Source organism: Caulobacter sp. FWC2 (genome assembly GCF_002742625.1).
GTDB lineage: Bacteria > Pseudomonadota > Alphaproteobacteria > Caulobacterales > Caulobacteraceae > Caulobacter.
This window is the reverse complement of the sequence record NZ_PEBF01000001.1, coordinates 3,365,723-3,381,434: the sequence shown is the minus strand read 5'-3', so window position 1 is coordinate 3,381,434 and position 15,712 is coordinate 3,365,723. Positions and strand designations below refer to the sequence as shown.

Below are 15,712 nucleotides of genomic sequence, written 5' to 3'. Positions count from 1 at the left end.
GGCCTCTACCCGGGCCTGCCCTTTTCAAATCGTTTGAAACGGATAAGCAGGCTCCGCGCCAAATTTCGTTGGAGTCGCCGGATAGTGTCCGGCCGTCACGCTCCAGAGTCGTGGGGATCTGAATGGCCTCGGCCGCCGAACAACTCGCAGCCAATATGAATTTCGCGTCGTTCCAAAAGGCGACCGATCTTCACAAGCGCATCTGGTTCACGATCATCGCCCTGGTGGTCTACCGCCTGGGTTCCTACGTCCCGATTCCGGGCATCGACGTGAACGCGTTCTCGCGCCTGTTCAACAACAACTCCGAGGGCATCCTCGGCATGTTCAACATGTTCTCGGGCGGCGCCGTCTCGCGGATGGCGATCTTCTCGCTGAACGTGATGCCCTACATCAGCGCCTCGATCATCGTGCAGCTGATGGGAACGGTGTATCCGCCGTGGGAGAAGCTGAAGAAGGAAGGCGGGGAGGCGGGCCGCAAGACCCTCAACCAATATACCCGTTACCTGGCCGTGGTGCTGGCCGTGTTCCAGTCGGCCTCGATCGCCATTGGCCTGCAAGCGCAGCCCGGCGTGGTCGCTGCGGGCGTGGGGCCGCTCTTCTTCGTCGTTTCGACTGTCGTGGTCCTGACCGGCGGCACCCTGTTTGTGATGTGGCTGGGCGAGCAGATCACCAGCCGCGGCGTCGGCAACGGTGTCTCGCTGATCATCTTCGCCGGCATCGTGGCCCACCTGCCGATGACCCTTGGTCAGTTGCTGGTCCAGTCGCAGACCTCGGGCAACTACACCCCGCTGTTCCTGATCCTGATCGGCGCCGTGGCCGCCATCCTGGCGATCGTATTTATGGAGCGCTCGCAGCGCCGCCTGCTGGTCCACTACCCCAAGCGCCAGCAGGGCAACCGCATGGTGGGCGGCGAGAGCTCGTTCATGCCGCTTAAGATCAACACCGCGGGCGTGATCCCGCCGATCTTCGCCTCCAGCCTGTTGCTGCTGCCGACGACGGCCCTGCAATTCATCAACGCGGCCAACCTGCCGTCCTGGGCCCAGTGGCTGCCGGGCGTGGTCGGCGCGCTGCAGCACGGCCACCCGGCGTTCCTGGTGCTCTACGCGCTGCTGATCATCTTCTTCTCGTTCTTCTACACCTCGGTCGTGTTCAATCCCGAGGAGACGGCCGAGAACCTGCGCAAGTACGGCGGCTTCCTGCCGGGCATCCGTCCGGGCAAGCGCACCGCTGAGTACCTAGACTACGTGCTGACCCGCCTGACCGTGATCGGCGCGGCCTACATCACCGCCGTCTGCGTGGCGCCGGAGCTGGTCATGATGGCCGTCAAGTCGAACCAGTTCGCCCTGGGCGGCACCTCGATCCTGATCGTCGTGACGGTGACCATGGACACCGTGGCGCAGATCCAGTCGCACCTGCTGGCTCACCAGTACGAGGGCCTCATCAAGAAGTCGAAGCTGCGCGGCGGTCGTAACCGCTAAGCCGGGCTTCACATTTATTGGAAGCGTTGGAAGCCGGTTTGTCACAAAACCGGCTTCCGTTTTCTTTCCCGGGGCTCTAGGTCTGCACCGGGAGATCAGCTGGGCGCAGACTCGGCAGACGCGCGAAGGGGCTTAAATGAACTTGATCCTGTTCGGTCCGCCGGCGGCGGGGAAGGGCACTCAGGCCAAGCGCCTGGTCACTGAGCGTGGCATGGTCCAGCTCTCGACCGGCGACATGCTGCGGGCCGCGATCGCCTCGGGTTCGGAGCTCGGCCTGAAGGTCAAGGGCGTGCTGGACCGCGGCGAGTTGGTCACCGACGAGATTGTCATCGCGTTGATCGAGGACCGTCTGCCCGAGGCCGAGGCGGCCGGCGGCGCGATCTTTGATGGTTTCCCGCGCACAGTCGCTCAGGCCGAAGCTCTGGACAAGATGTTGGCGGCTCGGGGACAGAAGATCGACTCTGTTCTCCGACTCAAGGTAGACGAGCCAGCCCTGATCGAGCGGATCAAGAAGCGATTCGAAGAACAGGGGCGGCCGGACGACAATCCCGAAGTCTTCGTGACTCGTTTGGCTCAGTACAATGCCCAGACCGCGCCGCTGCTGCCTTACTATGAAGGGCAGGGGAAGCTCACGGAACTGGACGGAATGGGTTCGGTCGAAGCCGTCGCCAGTTCCATCGACCATGCTCTGAGCGTGGTCGCTTAAAGAAGCCCTGATTCACCGGATGTCTGGTGGATTCAGTTGTTGACGGAAGCGAAACGATCCCTATAACGGGGCGCTTCCGCGAAAGGGCGCGATCCGTGCGCGCCGGTTTGGATCCTCTGGATTGAGCCGGGCGCGCCGTTCGCGTCTTTAGTGCGTGACTAGGAGAACATTAGACGTGGCCCGTATTGCAGGCGTCAACATACCGACGAACAAGCGCGTTTTGATCGCGCTTCAGTACATTCACGGCATCGGCCAACGGTCCGCGCGTGAAATCATCACGAAGGTGGGCATCGAGGAAGCTCGTCGCGTCAATCAATTGACCGACGCTGAAGTCCTGCAGATCCGCGAAACGATCGACCGCGACTATACCGTCGAGGGTGATCTGCGCCGCGAGAACTCGATGAACATCAAGCGCTTGATGGACCTGGCCTGCTATCGCGGCCTGCGTCACCGTAAGGGCCTGCCGGTCCGCGGTCAGCGCACCCACACGAACGCTCGCACCCGCAAGGGTCCGGCCAAGCCGATCGCCGGCAAGAAGAAATAAGGTAGCCTGACGATGGCCAAGGAACCGGGTCGCGTTAAAAAGCGCGAACGCAAGAACATCACCTCGGGCGTGGCGCACGTGAACGCCTCGTTCAACAACACCATGATCACCATCACCGACGCCCAGGGCAACACGATCTCGTGGTCCTCGGCCGGCATGATGGGCTTCAAGGGCTCGCGCAAGTCGACCCCGTACGCCGCTCAGATGGCTGCGGAAGACGCGGGCAAGAAGGCCGCTGAACACGGCGTCAAGACGCTGGAAGTCAACGTGTCGGGTCCTGGTTCGGGCCGTGAATCGGCTCTGCGCGCGCTGCAAGCCGCGGGCATGACCATCACGACCATCCGCGACGTCACGCCGATCCCGCACAACGGCTGCCGTCCGCCCAAGCGTCGTCGCGTCTAGTACTTTTTAGACACCAATCTTCTTCGCCGGCTGCGCAAAACGCGGCCGGCGAGCCGCGTTCAAGGGACCCGACCACGTGATCGAAAGAAACTGGAACGAGCTGATCCGTCCTGAGAAGCCGCAGATCGAAACCGGAGCCGATGCGACCCGCAAGGCCCGTATCGTCGCCGAGCCCCTCGAGCGCGGTTTCGGTGTGACGCTCGGCAACGCCCTGCGTCGCGTTCTGCTCTCGTCGCTGCAAGGCGCCGCCGTCACCGCCATCCAGATCGATGGCGTGGTGCACGAATTCTCCTCGCTCGAAGGCGTCCGTGAGGACGTCGTCGATATCGTTCTGAACATCAAGCAACTGGCCGTTCGGATGCATGCCGAAGGCCCGAAGCGCATGACCCTGCGCGCCACGGGCCCCGGCCCTGTGACCGCCGGTCAGATCGAAACCCCGGCCGACATCGAAATCCTGAATCCCGACCACGTGCTCTGCACGCTGGACGACGGCGCTTCGGTGCGCATGGAGTTCACGGTCAACAACGGCAAGGGCTACGTGCCGGCCGACCGCAACCGTCCGGAAGACGCGCCCATCGGCCTCATCGCCGTCGACGCGCTCTATTCGCCGGTCAAGCGCGTCGCCTACCGCGTCGAGCCGACGCGTCAAGGCCAGTCGCTGGACTATGACAAGCTGGTCCTGGAAGTGGAAACCAACGGCGCCGTCACTCCGGTGGACGCCGTGGCCTACGCCGCCCGGATCCTGCAAGACCAACTGCAGATCTTCATCACCTTCGAGGAACCGAAGGCCAAGTCGGCCGACGAGTCCAAGCCGGAACTGCCGTTCAACCCGGCCCTGCTGAAGAAGGTCGACGAGCTGGAACTGTCGGTCCGTTCGGCCAACTGCCTGAAGAACGACAACATCGTCTACATCGGCGACCTGATCCAGAAGACCGAAGCCGAGATGCTCCGCACCCCGAACTTCGGCCGCAAGTCGCTGAATGAGATCAAGGAAGTTCTCGCCGGCATGGGCCTGCACCTCGGCATGGACGTGCCGAACTGGCCGCCGGAGAACATCGAAGACCTGGCCAAGAAGTTCGAAGACCAAATCTAAGAACCTCGAAGCCATCTGCGCTAAATCCGGGCCGCCTTTCTTCTCTCCGGAGAGGGAAGGCGGCCTGGGCCTTTTGAAGCCGCATCCGCGGTGGAGGGCCCCGGCGCTTCGCTCTGACCCGGTCGGGACGGACCAGGATTGGTGACAATCAGGCGTTCAACACGTTTTGCGCCGCTCGGGCTGATCGCCCAGGAGACTAAGAAATGCGTCACGGTAACGCCCACCGCAAACTCGGCCGCACCTCGGCTCACCGCACCGCCATGTTCGCCAACATGTCGGCCAGCTTGATCAAGCACGAGCAGATCGTCACCACCCTGCCCAAGGCCAAGGAACTGCGCCCGATCGTCGAAAAGCTGGTCACCCTGGCCAAGCGCGGCGACCTGCACGCTCGTCGTCAGGCCATCAGCTCGGTTCGCGACGTCGAACAAGTCGGAAAGCTCTTCGCGGTCCTCGGCCCGCGCTACAAGGACCGTCAGGGCGGCTACATCCGCGTCCTGAAGGCCGGCTTCCGCTACGGCGACAACGCCGCCATGGCCGTCATCGAGTTCGTCGACCGCGACATCTCGGAAAAGGGCAAGGACTCGGGTCCGGTCTACGTCAACGACGCCGAAGACTAAGATCTTTCAGCCCAAGCTGAACGCAGAGGCCCCGGAGAAATCCGGGGCCTTTTTCGTTTCTGCGCTCGGATCGTGGCTGCTAGCTTCGCCTTAAGGTCGCGTTCGCTCGGAAGGGCAGTGGCCATCGGGGAGCCGTCATGGTCGCGACCAGCAATCACACCAGCGTCGAAAAGCTCAACGCGGCCAATGACGGCAAGCTGCCGGGATGGCTTGGCCTAGAGGTCACCAATGTGCAGGACGGCCTTGTCGAAGGGCGGCTGCCCGTGCGGACCGAGCTGATCGCGCATACGGGATACCTTTTGGCCGGAGCGCTGCTGTCGGTCGCGGATATCCTCTGCGCCTACGGTGTTTCGACGGTTTGGCCGGAAGGCGCGAGCGGCTTCACAACCGCGGAAGTGAAGTGCAACTTTGTCGGCACGGCCCGTGAAGGCGCTGTCCTCTGTCGGGCCAAGCTGCTGCATGGCGGACGAACAACCCAGGTCTGGGACGCCGAAATGACCAACGAAGCCACCGGTAAGCTGATGGCCGCGTTCCGCTGCACTCAGATCATCCTCTATCCGGTCGCGGGCCGAGGCGCCTAGCCCTTCGGCCTCACCGGCCGCGCCGGGTTCCCGACCACCGTAACCCCCGCCGCCACGTCACGCGTCACCACCGCGCCTGCCCCGATCACGGCGTCATCGCCGATCGTCACGCCGGGCAGGATGATCGCGCCGCCGCCGATCCAGACATTGGCGCCGATGTGGATCGGCTGGCCGGACTCCTGGCCCGTGCGGCGCTGAACAGGATCGCGCGGATGGTCGGCGGTCAGGATCTGCACGCCCGGTCCGATGGCCGTGGCCGCGCCGATGGTGACCTCGGCGACGTCCAGGATCACGCAGCCGAAGTTCATGAACACGCCGTCGCCCAGGCGGATGTTGTAGCCGTAGTCGACATAGAACGGCGCGCGGATCGCCACGTTCTCGCCGACCGCGCCCAGGCCCTGGGCCAGCAGCATCGGGCGCTCGTCGAGGCCGGAGCTGTTGTAACGGTCCATCCAGCTCTGGGCGACGCGCTGGTCGGCCTGCAGCTCGGCGTCGACGGTGTAGAGCTCGCCGGCCAGCATGCGTTGCTTCTGAGTCTTCACGCCTACTCCTTGGTCAGGTCCTGGCGCCGGAACAGCAGCACCGCGCCCGTCGTCAATACGGCTGCCCACACCGCCAGCATGGCCAGGGCCGCTCCGGCCGAGCTGGTGGTCTGCCCCACCATGGTCGGCTCCAGCAGCGTCGCGCGCAGCAGGTCGGCGTCGTAGACGGGGATGGCCAGCAGCTTCCAGCTGGACTGGCCCTGTTCCATCATGCGCAGCGAGCTCGCCAGCACCGTCTGCACGAACCGCACGCCCAGGCAGGCGATGACCACGCCCATGCTCGAGCGCGACAGCACCCCGATGCAGGCGGCCAGGGCCGCCAGGGTCATGGCCTCCAGCCAGGTGATGGCCAGGACGCCGAGTACGTCGAACAGGTTGCGGTCGAACATCGTGACCGCCAGGGCCTTGCCGTTGATCCCCGCGCCGATCACCGCCGCGGCGGCCGACAGAACGGCGGTCAGGGCTAGGCTCCAGAACACCGCCTCGCCGACCACGACCAGCTTGGCCAGCAGCAGGTTCTGACGGGTGTTGCGCGGGGTGAGCAGCCGCCAGGTCTCCCAGCGATAGTCGCCGGCCAGGATGGCGGCCGCGCCGATCATCAGGAACACAGCCCCGAAGGTCGAGGCCCCGCTCGCCAGCGCCTTGATCATCTGGTCCAGCAGGCCGATCCCCAGGCCGGGCATCGGCTTCTTGACCACGTAGTGCAGGAAGAGATCGCCGCCGATGCTGAGCAGGAAGCCCACGATCGGCGCGAAGCAGAAGCCCCAGAACAGGGCCGAACGGTCGCGCAGCAGGCGGAAGCGTTCGGCGGCGATGGCGTCGGCGAGCATCAGAGCGCTCCTTCGTTCGAAGGCTGGGCCGTTTCAAGAGTCCGGAGGTAGACGCCCTCCAGGTCGGCGTCGCGCCAGCGGGCCTCGGTGATCTCGACCCCGGCCTCGACCAGGGCGCGGATCAGGGCGGGGGCGTCCTCGCGACGAATATCGGCCAGGGCCGAGTCCGCGCCGTCGGCGACGCCCTTGGCGCCCAGCACGGCCAGGACCTGGGCGATGGGCGAGGCGGCGGTGATGCGCAGGCGGGCCTCGCCGGCGGTCAGTTCGGCCACGCCGCCCTCGGCCACGACCTTGCCCTTGGACAGGATGGCCACGCGCTCGCAGACGCGCCGCACCTCGTCCAGCTGGTGGCTGGCCAGGATGACGGTGACGCCCTCGCGCTTGGCGAGGTCGACGATCAGGGCGCGGATCTCCTGGATGCCGGCCGGGTCCATGCCGCTGGTCGGCTCGTCCAGGATCACGAGTTCGGGCTTGGTGAAGAAGGCCGCGGCCAGGCCCAGGCGCTGCTTCATGCCGACCGAATAGCCGCTGGTCGAGCGGTCGGCGGCATGGGCGATGCCGACGCGCTCCAGCCAGCCGTCGACATCGGCGTTCTTGGCCCCGCTCTCCAGGGCCAGCATCTTGAGGGTGTCGCGGCCGGTCAGATAGGCCGGGTAGCGCGGCGTCTCGATCATCGCCCCGACCTTGCGCAGGGCGGTGATGTCGCCCGGCGCTGCGCCGAACAGGCGGGCCGAGCCGGTGGTGGGCCGCACAAGGCCCAGCGCGATCCGGAACAGGGTGCTCTTGCCGGCGCCGTTCGGACCCAGCACCCCGAACACGCCGCCGGCCGGAATGGCGATGGAGAAGTCGTCGAGGGCGCGCACCGCCCCGTAGGTCTTGGTGAGGCGGTCGGCCTCGAGGGCGATCGACATGCGGGTGGTTCCGAGCGCCGAAACGAGTCGGCAGGCGAGGGGACTATGGCGACCCGGGGCGCCGCCGCCAAGTTAAGAGCCGGTCATGCGGATCTTGTCACACGCCTGTAACCTCGGCCGAAGATCAGGGGCTTTCAATTTCGCCGCGTATGAGCCGACCGGATGTCCGTCTTCCGCCTGCTGCCCCTGATCGTGGCGGTGAGCCTCGCCTTGGCCGGTGGCGCGCAGGCGCGGGAGAAGGCTCCGCATCTGACCCTTCTGGTGTCGATGGACGGCTTCCGCGCCGACTATCTGGACCGGGGCGTGACGCCGAACCTCAAGGCCCTGGCCGACGACGGCGCGCGCGGATCCATGCGCCCCTCGTTTCCCAGCCTGACCTATCCGAACCACTACACCCTGGTGACCGGCAAGCGTCCTGACCGTAACGGCGTGGTCGGCAACGAGATGGAGGACGCCGTGATCGGCGGCCCCAAGTTCTCCATGAACGGCCCGACCGCCAACGACCCGCGCTGGTGGAGCCAGGCCAAGCCGTTCTGGGTCTCGGCCGAGCAGCAGGGCAAGAAGAGCGCCGCCATGTTCTGGCCGGGCTCTGAGGTGGCGATCGACGGCGTCCGCCCCAGCCACTGGATGAAGTACCAGCATGACCTGCCGTACGACGCGCGGGTCGACCAACTGCTGGCCTGGATGGATAGCGCCGATGGCCCGCCGCTGGCCTTCGCCACCCTCTATTTCGACGCCGCCGATACCGAAGGTCACCACTATGGCCCGAACTCGCCGGAGCTGACGGCGGCGCTGGTCAGGCTGGACGGCTGCATCGGACGCCTGGTCGAGGGGCTGAAGGCGCGGGGGCGGTTCGAGACCACCGACCTGGTCCTCGTCGCCGACCACGGCATGGCGCCGCTGCCCGCCGCTAACCGCGTGGTGCTGGACGATCTGATCGACGTCGCGAAAATCCATCTCGTCACCAAGGGTGCGGTGACCAGCTTTTCGCCCCTGCCGGGCCAGGCGAAGGCGGTCGAGGCGGCGTTCCTGAAGGACGCGCCGCCGCACATGACCTGCTGGAAGAAGGGGAAGATCCCGGCCCGCTTCCACTACGGTCGCAACAAGCGCGTGCCGGCCATCGTCTGCCTGTCTGACACCGGCTGGTACACGACGACGCTAGAAGCCCGAAAGAAGCCCGGCAAGTGGGACGGCAAGGACGGCGGGGCGCATGGTTTTGATCCCTACGACCCCGCCATGCGCGCCGTGTTCGTGGCCCACGGGCCGTCGTTCAAGCCGGGTGTCGTGCTGCCGGCGTTCGACAATGTCGACGTCTATCCGCTGCTGGCGCGGGTGACCGGCGTCAAGCCCGAGAAGGGCGACGGCTCGCTGAAGACGGTGGGGCAGGCGCTGCAGTAGCGTTACCGGAAAAGCGCTGGCTGAACAGGCTTGCCGATATAGTTGCGATAGGCGTTTAATATTATCTCCTATCGCAAGGAGCGCCGTCATGTCCGACTCCCGTCCCGGCCTGGTTTCGGCCGTCGTCTATCGCGATCCCAAGGCCGGCATCGCTTTCCTGGAAAGGGCGTTCGGCTTCGACCTGACCCTGCTGATCGAGGACGCCGAGGGCAATCTGGCTCATTCGCAGATGGAGTATGCCGACACGCGGATCATGGTCGGCAACGAATGGAGCGAGAGCCACGCCAGCCCGGCGTCGGTGGGCGGAAAGAACACCCAGTCGGTCCACATCTACATCGCCGCCGACGTCGACGCCCACTGCGAGCGGGCCAGGGCCGCCGGGGCCGAGATCATCGCGCCGCCCGAGACCCAGTTCTACGGCGCGCGCACCTATCGCTGCCGCGATCCCGAGGGCCACATCTGGACCGTGTCTGCCGATGTTGAGGTGGTTTCCACCGACGAGATGGAAAAGCGCAGCGGCCTGAAGATCGCCGTGGGCGCGGGATGATCACTCCAGAAGACTTCCGCCGGTTAGCCCTGTCGATGCCCCAGGCGATCGAGAGCTCGCACATGGGAACGGTGGATTTCCGGTGTGGGAAGATCTTCGCGACCCTGGGCAATCCCGACCATGGCTGGGCGATGGTCAAGCTGACGCCGGATCAGCAGGAGATGCGTGTGGCCGCTGAGCCCGACGTATTCGTCCCCGTGCCCGGCGGCTGGGGCCGGGGCGGGGCGACCCGTGTGCGTCTGGCGGGGTGCGACGAGGTCACGGCGCGCGGCGCGCTGGCCGACGCCTGGCGCAATGTTGCGCCCAAGAAGCTACTGGGCGCCCAACCTTGAGCGAGGCGTTGGACCGGACCCTGGCGGCCTTGGCCGATCCGCATAGGCGGCGCGCCGTCGATCTGCTGCGCGAACGGCCGCGCCGGGCCGGTGAGCTGGCCGAAAGCCTCGGCCTGACGCCGCCTGCCATGAGCCGTCATCTGCGCGCCTTGCGCCAATCTGGTCTGGTCGAGGAGAGCCATCCCGAGTTTGACGCCCGGGTGCGGGTCTATCGGCTGCGTTCGGAGCCCATGGATCAACTGAAGGCGTGGCTGGAGGCCGCGGAGGATCACTGGGTCGACCAGCTGTCCGCCCTGAAGGCGCATGTCGAGGGCAAAGCGAAGTGAGTTCGAAGATCCTGGTCGCCCTGCGCATCGCCGCGCCGCCGGAGGTGGTTTTCGACGCCTTCACCGACGATATCGCTCTGTGGTGGCGGCCCAACACCCTGTTCTCCTTCACCCCGCGTTCGCCAGGCGTCATGGCCTTCGAGGACGGCCGCCTGATCGAACGCCTGCCCAGCGGCAAGGTGTTCGAGGTTGGCAAGGTCACGGTCTGGGAGCGCGGGCGGCGTCTGGCGTTCGGCTGGCGTCAGGCGACCTTCGCGCCGGGCATGGACACCGAGGTCGAGGTTCGTTTCGAGCCGGTGGAGACGGGAACTCGCGTCACCGTCAAGCATCGTGGCTGGGACACCGTGCCTGCGCCGCACGTGGCGCGGCACGGCTTTCCGGACGGCGTCTTCCTGCAACGCCACGGGGAATGGTGGCGGGCGCTGCTGGCGGGTCTTGCGAGCCGGGCGAACAGCGTCCAACTAGGAGCCGCCGGGGAGGGCGAGCCATGAACCAACCGATCACGGGAGCCAGACGCCAGGCCGCGCTGGGCTTCATCTTCGTCACCGCCATCATGGACGTGCTGTCGCTCGGCGTGATGATCCCGGTCCTGCCCAATCTGGTGAAGCAGTTCGGCGGCGGCGACACGGCCGTGGCGGCCGACTGGAACATCCTGTTCGCCACGGTCTGGGGTGTGATGCAGTTCTTCTGCTCGCCGATCCTGGGCCTGATGTCCGACCGCTTTGGCCGCCGGCCGGTGATCCTGACCTCGATCTTCGGCCTGGGCGTCGACTTCCTGTTCATGGCTTTCGCGCCCAGCCTGTGGTGGCTGTTCGTCGGCCGGATCTTCAACGGCATGACGGCGGCCAGCTTCTCGACCGCCAGCGCCTATGTCGCTGACGTCACCACGCCGGAGAACCGCGCCAAGGGTTTTGGCCTGATGGGCGCGGCGTTCGGCGTCGGCTTCACCTTCGGCCCGGCCCTGGGCGGCATGCTGTGGGACTATGACCATCGCGCCCCGTTCCTGGTGTGCGCGGCCCTTGCCCTTTGCAACTGGCTGTACGGCTTCTTCGTTCTGCCGGAATCCCTGCCGCCCGAACGGCGGCAGCCGCGCTTCGACTGGAAGAAGGCCAATCCGATCGGCTCGCTGCAGCTGCTGAACCGCCATCCGGGCCTGCTGGGCCTGGCCGGCGTCGGCTTCCTGTTCCAGCTGGCCCATAACGTCCTGCCCAGCGTTTTCGTGCTCTATATGGGCTTCCGCTATGGCTGGAGCCCGAAGGTCGTCGGACTGACCCTAATGGCCAGTGGTATCGCCAGCATCATCGTCCAGGCCCTGGTCGTCGGCCGGGTGGTCAAGGCGGTGGGCGAGCGCGGCGCCTTGATGATCGGCCTGTTTTCGGGCTTCGCTGGCTTTATGATCTACGCCCTGGCGCCCACGGGGATGCTGTATCTGTGCGGCCTGCCGCTGTTCGCGCTGTCGGGCCTGATCCAGCCGGGCCTGCAAGGCCTGATGACCCGCCGCGTGGGGCCAAACGAGCAGGGCCAGCTGCAGGGCGCCAATTCGGCGATGATGGGCATCGCCTCGATCATCGGCCCGCCGCTGTTCCTGTTCCCATTCGCCTTCGCCGTCCGCCACGACGCGACCCTGCACATGCCGGGCCTGCCGGTGCTGATCGCCGCGGCGCTGATGCTGGCCTCGACGATCCTGGCCTACGCCAAGGCTCGGCCGGTTCAGGCGCCGGAACCGCAATCGGCCTGAAGCCTTACCATCGCGCAAAACGCCATAGACTCGCCAGAAAGCTCGGCTGAGTTCGTGGGTAACGTTAGGAGCCTTTCTTGAAGACCATCCGCGCCCTGCTGCCCGTTGTCGTCCTGCTGGCCGCCTGTTCGAACCCGACCGGGCAGTCCAACGCCCAGTCGGTCGGGGGCGGTCCCGTCCCCGAGATGCCGCAGCCGACCCGCCGCGTCCCGGCCGACGCGGCCTCGATGAAGCTTTCGTTCGCGCCGGTCGTGAAGAAGGCCGCCCCGGCGGTCGTCAACGTCGCCAGCCGCCGTGTGGTGCAGCGCCGCGTCGATCCGTTCTGGGACTTCTTCATGGGCGGCGGCGGCCAGGGCGGCAGCCAGGTGCAAGGGTCGCTCGGCTCGGGCGCCGTCGTCCGCGCCGACGGGGTGATCATCACCAACCACCACAATATCGACGGGATGAGCGACATCACCGTCCAGTTGGCCGACCGCCGCGAGTTCCCGGCCGTGGTGCTGCTGGACGACCCGCGCGCCGACCTGGCGGTGCTGAAGATCGACACCAAGGGCGAGAAACTGCCCGTCATGGCCATTGACGATCAGGACCAGATGGAGGTCGGCGACCTCGTCCTGGCCCTGGGCAATCCGTTCGGGGTGGGCCAGACCGTGACCAACGGCATCGTCTCGGCCCTGGCCCGGACCGACGTCGGGGCGGCCAATTTCGGCAGCTACATCCAGACCGACGCCGCCATCAATCCCGGCAATTCGGGCGGCCCGCTGGTCGACATGGACGGCGACCTGGTCGGCATCAACACCTTCATCATCTCGCGCTCGGGCTCGTCCTCGGGCGTCGGCTTCGCCATCCCCGCCGCCGTGGTTCGCCAGGTGGTGGGCGCGGCGTTGGGCGGCGGCCACAGCGTCGTGCGGCCCTGGCTGGGCGTGAAGGGCCAGCCGGTCACCGGCGACATCGCCAAGAGCCTGGGTATGGCCGCCCCGCGCGGCGTGCTGGTGGCCCAGGTCTATCCAGGCTCCTCGGCCGACCGCGCCGGCCTTAAGGAAGGCGACGTCATCCTGTCGATCGACGGACGGGCCGTGAACGACGAGGGCGGCGGCGCCTTCGCCATCGGCACCCACAAGGTCGGCGACCGCGTGCCGATGCAGATCCAGCGCAACGACAAGGAGCAGACCCTGACCGTCCGCGCCGAGGCCGCGCCGGAGACGCCCGCCCGCGACGAACGCACGCTGGCGGGCGCGAACCCGTTCACGGGCGCGACGGTCGTGAACCTTTCGCCGGCTGTCGCTCAGGACCTGAACGTCGACCCGTTCGTCGGCAAGGGCGTGCTGGTGACCAAGATCACCGGCGGCTATGCGGCTAATATCGGCCTGCAGCCCGGCGACTTCATCCGCGAGGTGAACGGTCGCGCGGTCAACACCGTCGCCGAACTCAACGCAGCGGCGGCCGTCAAGACCCGCAACTGGGTGGTGACGATCGAGCGCAATGGCCAGCGCATCACGGCCCGCTTCTCGGGCTGACGACTTGCGTCCGGCGGCCTGCTAGAAAGGACTCATGTCCGATCTTTTCCAGGCCGCCGGCCTGACGCCCCACGCGCCGGCTCCGCTGGCCGACCGACTGCGGCCCCAGAGCCTCGACGAGGTGGTGGGCCAGCAGCATCTTCTGGGTCCGGAAGGTCCCATAGGCCGGATGGCGGCGGCTCATCGTCTGGCCTCGATGATCCTTTGGGGCCCGCCGGGAACCGGCAAAACGACCATCGCGCGCCTGCTGGCCAAGGCCGGCGGCTACGAGTTCCAGCAGATCTCGGCCGTCTTCTCGGGCGTCGCCGACCTGAAGAAGGCCTTCGAACAGGCCCGCATGCGCCGCGCGGCCGGCCAGAGCACGCTGCTGTTCGTCGACGAAATCCACCGCTTCAACCGCGCCCAGCAGGATGGCTTCCTGCCGTTCGTGGAGGAGGGGATTGTCACCCTCGTCGGCGCCACGACCGAGAACCCCTCGTTCGAGCTGAACGGCGCTCTGCTGTCGCGCTGCCAGGTCTTCGTGCTGAAACGCCTGGGCGAGGACTCGCTGGACCAACTGCTGCAGCGCGCCGAGGTCGCCGAGAACCGGCCGCTGCCGATCGACGCGGAGGCGCGCTCGACCCTGGTCGCCATGGCTGACGGCGACGGCCGCTACCTGCTGACCCTGGCCGAGACCCTGTTCTCGATCGGCACCGACAGCCCGCTGAATGCGACCCAGCTAGGCCAGTTCCTGCAGAAGCGCCGGCCGGCCTACGACAAGGACCGCGAGGAGCACTACAACCTCATCTCGGCCCTGCATAAGTCGGTGCGCGGCTCTGATCCCGACGCGGCGCTCTACTGGCTGGCGCGGATGCTGGAGGGCGGCGAGGACCCGCTGTTCATCGCCCGCCGCCTGGTGCGCATGGCGTCCGAGGACATCGGCGCGGCCGATCCGCTTTCCCTGCTGCTGACCACCGCCGCCAAGGACGCCTACGACTTCCTGGGCTCGCCGGAAGGAGAGCTGGCCCTGGCCCAGGCCGTGGTCCACATGGCCTCGGCGCCCAAGTCGAACGCCGTCTATAACGCCTACAAGGCCGCCCGCCGCGCCGCCAAGGAGACCGGCAGCCTGATGCCGCCGTCGCACATCCTCAACGCCCCGACCAAGCTGATGAAGTCGCTGGGCTATGGCGACGGCTATGCCTACGACCATGATGTCGAGGGCGGGGTTTCGGGCCAGAACTACTTCCCGGACGGCATGGAGCGGCGACGGTTCTATGAGCCGAAGCCGTTCGGCGCGGAAGCGAAAGTGCGTGAGCGCTTGGAAGCCTGGGGCAAGGTGCGTAAGGACGGCAAATGAGCAGTCCGAAATTCCGCCGTCCGCCCGGTGTCGCCAAGCCCAAGGCCGTCGAGTGTCCGATCACCCTCACACCCGAGGAGATCGAGACGGCCAGGTCGTGGGTCCTGTACGAGGACGAGACGATCATCGTGCTGGACAAGCCCGCGGGCCTCTCCAGCCAGGGCGGGCGGATCAAGGCCCATACGCTGGACGACCTGCTGTGGGCGTTCGCCAAGCCGGGCAAGGCTCGGCCGCGACTGATCCACCGCCTGGACCGCGACACCTCGGGCGTGATCCTGACGGCGAAGACGAAGCCGGGCGCGGCCTTCCTGGGCGAGGCCATGATGGCCAAGCGGTTCCGCAAGTCCTACCTGGCCATCGTCGCGCCGGGCGCGCCCGAGCCGAAGGGCGGCATGATCGACAGCCCGCTGCGCCGGGAGTCGATCGGCCGTGAGGCCTATATGCGGGTGTGCGAGCCGGACCATCCGGACGCCGAGACCGCCCGCAGCCGCTACCGCACCCTGGCCAGCAATGGCGTGGCGGCGTTGGTCGAACTGTCGCCCGACACAGGCCGCATGCACCAGCTGCGCGTCCACATGGGCTCGATCGGCCGGCCGCTGGCCGGCGACAGCCGTTATGGCGGGGCGCTGATGCTGGGCGGCATCGCCGTGCCGCGCCTGATGCTGCACGCCGCGCGCCTGACCTTCCCGCATCCGCTGGGCGGCGAACGCAAGGTCATGGCCCCGCTTCCGTCCGATTTCAAAGCCATGCTCCAGGCCCTGGATCTGGCGGTTCCGGAACAGCCAGGTTCCGAGGCCGTTGATCAGGTCTGAGGACA

At 66.7% G+C, this 15,712-nt stretch carries 19 protein-coding genes; 16 read left to right on the top strand and 3 right to left on the bottom strand.

The annotated features are described in order from the left end of the window. Positions 1-122: 122 nt before the first annotated feature. The 7 genes from secY (at position 123) to CSW62_RS16115 (ending at position 5,421) form a co-directional block, all read left to right on the top strand. Positions 123-1,478, top strand: coding sequence for a preprotein translocase subunit SecY (gene secY, locus CSW62_RS16145; RefSeq protein ID WP_099579517.1), 1,356 nt, complete (start codon positions 123-125; stop codon positions 1,476-1,478). Between the two features lie 136 nt (positions 1,479-1,614). Continuing rightward, the gene (locus CSW62_RS16140; protein WP_099579515.1) at positions 1,615-2,184 is read left to right on the top strand and encodes an adenylate kinase; all 570 of its coding nucleotides are present in this window, start codon (positions 1,615-1,617) and stop codon (positions 2,182-2,184) included. A gap of 175 nt (positions 2,185-2,359) precedes the next feature. After that, a complete protein-coding gene (gene rpsM, locus CSW62_RS16135) occupies positions 2,360-2,728 on the top strand; it encodes a 30S ribosomal protein S13 (protein WP_099579513.1) in 369 nt (122 codons plus the stop codon). Positions 2,729-2,740: 12 nt separating this feature from the next. Then, positions 2,741-3,130: a 30S ribosomal protein S11 gene (gene rpsK, locus CSW62_RS16130; protein ID WP_004616890.1), complete on the top strand. Its 390-nt coding sequence runs from the start codon at positions 2,741-2,743 to the stop codon at positions 3,128-3,130. A 76-nt stretch (positions 3,131-3,206) separates the two neighbouring features. After that, positions 3,207-4,223 (top strand): DNA-directed RNA polymerase subunit alpha, encoded by a 1,017-nt coding sequence (locus tag CSW62_RS16125; RefSeq protein ID WP_047413138.1) that lies wholly within the window; start codon positions 3,207-3,209, stop codon positions 4,221-4,223. A 203-nt stretch (positions 4,224-4,426) separates the two neighbouring features. Beyond that, positions 4,427-4,840: a 50S ribosomal protein L17 gene (gene rplQ, locus CSW62_RS16120; protein ID WP_099579511.1), complete on the top strand. Its 414-nt coding sequence runs from the start codon at positions 4,427-4,429 to the stop codon at positions 4,838-4,840. A gap of 137 nt (positions 4,841-4,977) precedes the next feature. Continuing rightward, positions 4,978-5,421, top strand: coding sequence for a PaaI family thioesterase (locus CSW62_RS16115; RefSeq protein WP_099579509.1), 444 nt, complete (start codon positions 4,978-4,980; stop codon positions 5,419-5,421). Here the strand turns inward: CSW62_RS16115 and CSW62_RS16110 are convergent. The 3 genes from CSW62_RS16110 to CSW62_RS16100 are packed head-to-tail and all read right to left on the bottom strand — an operon-like array spanning position 5,418 to position 7,704. Beyond that, positions 5,418-5,963, bottom strand: coding sequence for a sugar O-acetyltransferase (locus CSW62_RS16110; RefSeq protein ID WP_099579507.1), 546 nt, complete (start codon positions 5,961-5,963; stop codon positions 5,418-5,420). The genes CSW62_RS16115 and CSW62_RS16110 overlap by 4 nt on opposite strands. Positions 5,964-5,965: 2 nt before the next feature. After that, positions 5,966-6,793, bottom strand: a complete 828-nt coding sequence (locus CSW62_RS16105) for an ABC transporter permease (RefSeq protein ID WP_099579505.1) — start codon at positions 6,791-6,793, stop codon at positions 5,966-5,968. Next, positions 6,793-7,704: an ABC transporter ATP-binding protein gene (locus CSW62_RS16100; RefSeq protein ID WP_099579503.1), complete on the bottom strand. Its 912-nt coding sequence runs from the start codon at positions 7,702-7,704 to the stop codon at positions 6,793-6,795. The genes CSW62_RS16105 and CSW62_RS16100 overlap by 1 nt, the downstream gene beginning before the upstream one ends. A gap of 162 nt (positions 7,705-7,866) precedes the next feature. Between CSW62_RS16100 and CSW62_RS16095 the strand changes: the two genes are divergently transcribed. From CSW62_RS16095 to CSW62_RS16055, 9 genes are all read left to right on the top strand, one after another. Further along, a complete protein-coding gene (locus CSW62_RS16095; RefSeq protein ID WP_099579501.1) occupies positions 7,867-9,102 on the top strand; it encodes an ectonucleotide pyrophosphatase/phosphodiesterase in 1,236 nt (411 codons plus the stop codon). Positions 9,103-9,190: 88 nt separating this feature from the next. Then, positions 9,191-9,649 (top strand): VOC family protein, encoded by a 459-nt coding sequence (locus CSW62_RS16090; RefSeq protein WP_099579499.1) that lies wholly within the window; start codon positions 9,191-9,193, stop codon positions 9,647-9,649. Continuing rightward, positions 9,646-9,981, top strand: coding sequence for an MmcQ/YjbR family DNA-binding protein (locus CSW62_RS16085; protein WP_099579497.1), 336 nt, complete (start codon positions 9,646-9,648; stop codon positions 9,979-9,981). Before CSW62_RS16090 ends, CSW62_RS16085 begins: the two co-directional genes overlap by 4 nt. Further along, positions 9,978-10,307, top strand: coding sequence for a helix-turn-helix transcriptional regulator (locus CSW62_RS16080; protein WP_099579495.1), 330 nt, complete (start codon positions 9,978-9,980; stop codon positions 10,305-10,307). The genes CSW62_RS16085 and CSW62_RS16080 overlap by 4 nt, the downstream gene beginning before the upstream one ends. Then, positions 10,304-10,798, top strand: coding sequence for an SRPBCC domain-containing protein (locus CSW62_RS16075; protein ID WP_099579493.1), 495 nt, complete (start codon positions 10,304-10,306; stop codon positions 10,796-10,798). Before CSW62_RS16080 ends, CSW62_RS16075 begins: the two co-directional genes overlap by 4 nt. Next, positions 10,795-12,045 carry a TCR/Tet family MFS transporter gene (locus tag CSW62_RS16070; RefSeq protein WP_099579491.1) on the top strand — a complete coding sequence of 417 codons (1,251 nt, stop codon included), beginning with the start codon at positions 10,795-10,797 and terminating at the stop codon, positions 12,043-12,045. The genes CSW62_RS16075 and CSW62_RS16070 overlap by 4 nt, the downstream gene beginning before the upstream one ends. A 77-nt stretch (positions 12,046-12,122) precedes the next feature. Beyond that, positions 12,123-13,559 (top strand): DegQ family serine endoprotease, encoded by a 1,437-nt coding sequence (locus CSW62_RS16065; protein WP_099579489.1) that lies wholly within the window; start codon positions 12,123-12,125, stop codon positions 13,557-13,559. A 34-nt stretch (positions 13,560-13,593) separates the two neighbouring features. Beyond that, positions 13,594-14,895, top strand: a complete 1,302-nt coding sequence (locus CSW62_RS16060) for a replication-associated recombination protein A (RefSeq protein ID WP_099579487.1) — start codon at positions 13,594-13,596, stop codon at positions 14,893-14,895. Continuing rightward, positions 14,892-15,707, top strand: a complete 816-nt coding sequence (locus tag CSW62_RS16055; protein WP_099579485.1) for an RluA family pseudouridine synthase — start codon at positions 14,892-14,894, stop codon at positions 15,705-15,707. The genes CSW62_RS16060 and CSW62_RS16055 overlap by 4 nt, the downstream gene beginning before the upstream one ends. Positions 15,708-15,712: the final 5 nt, after the last annotated feature.

Bases quoted from the DNA above. Each gene is read 5' to 3' on its own strand.
- rpsK (WP_004616890.1), top strand. From the start codon at position 2,741: ATGGCCAAGGAACCGGGTCGCGTTAAAAAGCGCGAACGCAAGAACATC.
- CSW62_RS16070 (WP_099579491.1), top strand. From the start codon at position 10,795: ATGAACCAACCGATCACGGGAGCCAGACGCCAGGCCGCGCTGGGCTTC.
- CSW62_RS16095 (WP_099579501.1), top strand. From the start codon at position 7,867: ATGTCCGTCTTCCGCCTGCTGCCCCTGATCGTGGCGGTGAGCCTCGCC.
- CSW62_RS16090 (WP_099579499.1), top strand. From the start codon at position 9,191: ATGTCCGACTCCCGTCCCGGCCTGGTTTCGGCCGTCGTCTATCGCGAT.
- CSW62_RS16105 (WP_099579505.1), bottom strand. From the start codon at position 6,793: ATGCTCGCCGACGCCATCGCCGCCGAACGCTTCCGCCTGCTGCGCGAC.
- CSW62_RS16115 (WP_099579509.1), top strand. From the start codon at position 4,978: ATGGTCGCGACCAGCAATCACACCAGCGTCGAAAAGCTCAACGCGGCC.
- secY (WP_099579517.1), top strand. From the start codon at position 123: ATGGCCTCGGCCGCCGAACAACTCGCAGCCAATATGAATTTCGCGTCG.
- CSW62_RS16060 (WP_099579487.1), top strand. From the start codon at position 13,594: ATGTCCGATCTTTTCCAGGCCGCCGGCCTGACGCCCCACGCGCCGGCT.
- CSW62_RS16100 (WP_099579503.1), bottom strand. From the start codon at position 7,704: ATGTCGATCGCCCTCGAGGCCGACCGCCTCACCAAGACCTACGGGGCG.
- CSW62_RS16140 (WP_099579515.1), top strand. From the start codon at position 1,615: ATGAACTTGATCCTGTTCGGTCCGCCGGCGGCGGGGAAGGGCACTCAG.
- CSW62_RS16085 (WP_099579497.1), top strand. From the start codon at position 9,646: ATGATCACTCCAGAAGACTTCCGCCGGTTAGCCCTGTCGATGCCCCAG.
- rplQ (WP_099579511.1), top strand. From the start codon at position 4,427: ATGCGTCACGGTAACGCCCACCGCAAACTCGGCCGCACCTCGGCTCAC.
- CSW62_RS16055 (WP_099579485.1), top strand. From the start codon at position 14,892: ATGAGCAGTCCGAAATTCCGCCGTCCGCCCGGTGTCGCCAAGCCCAAG.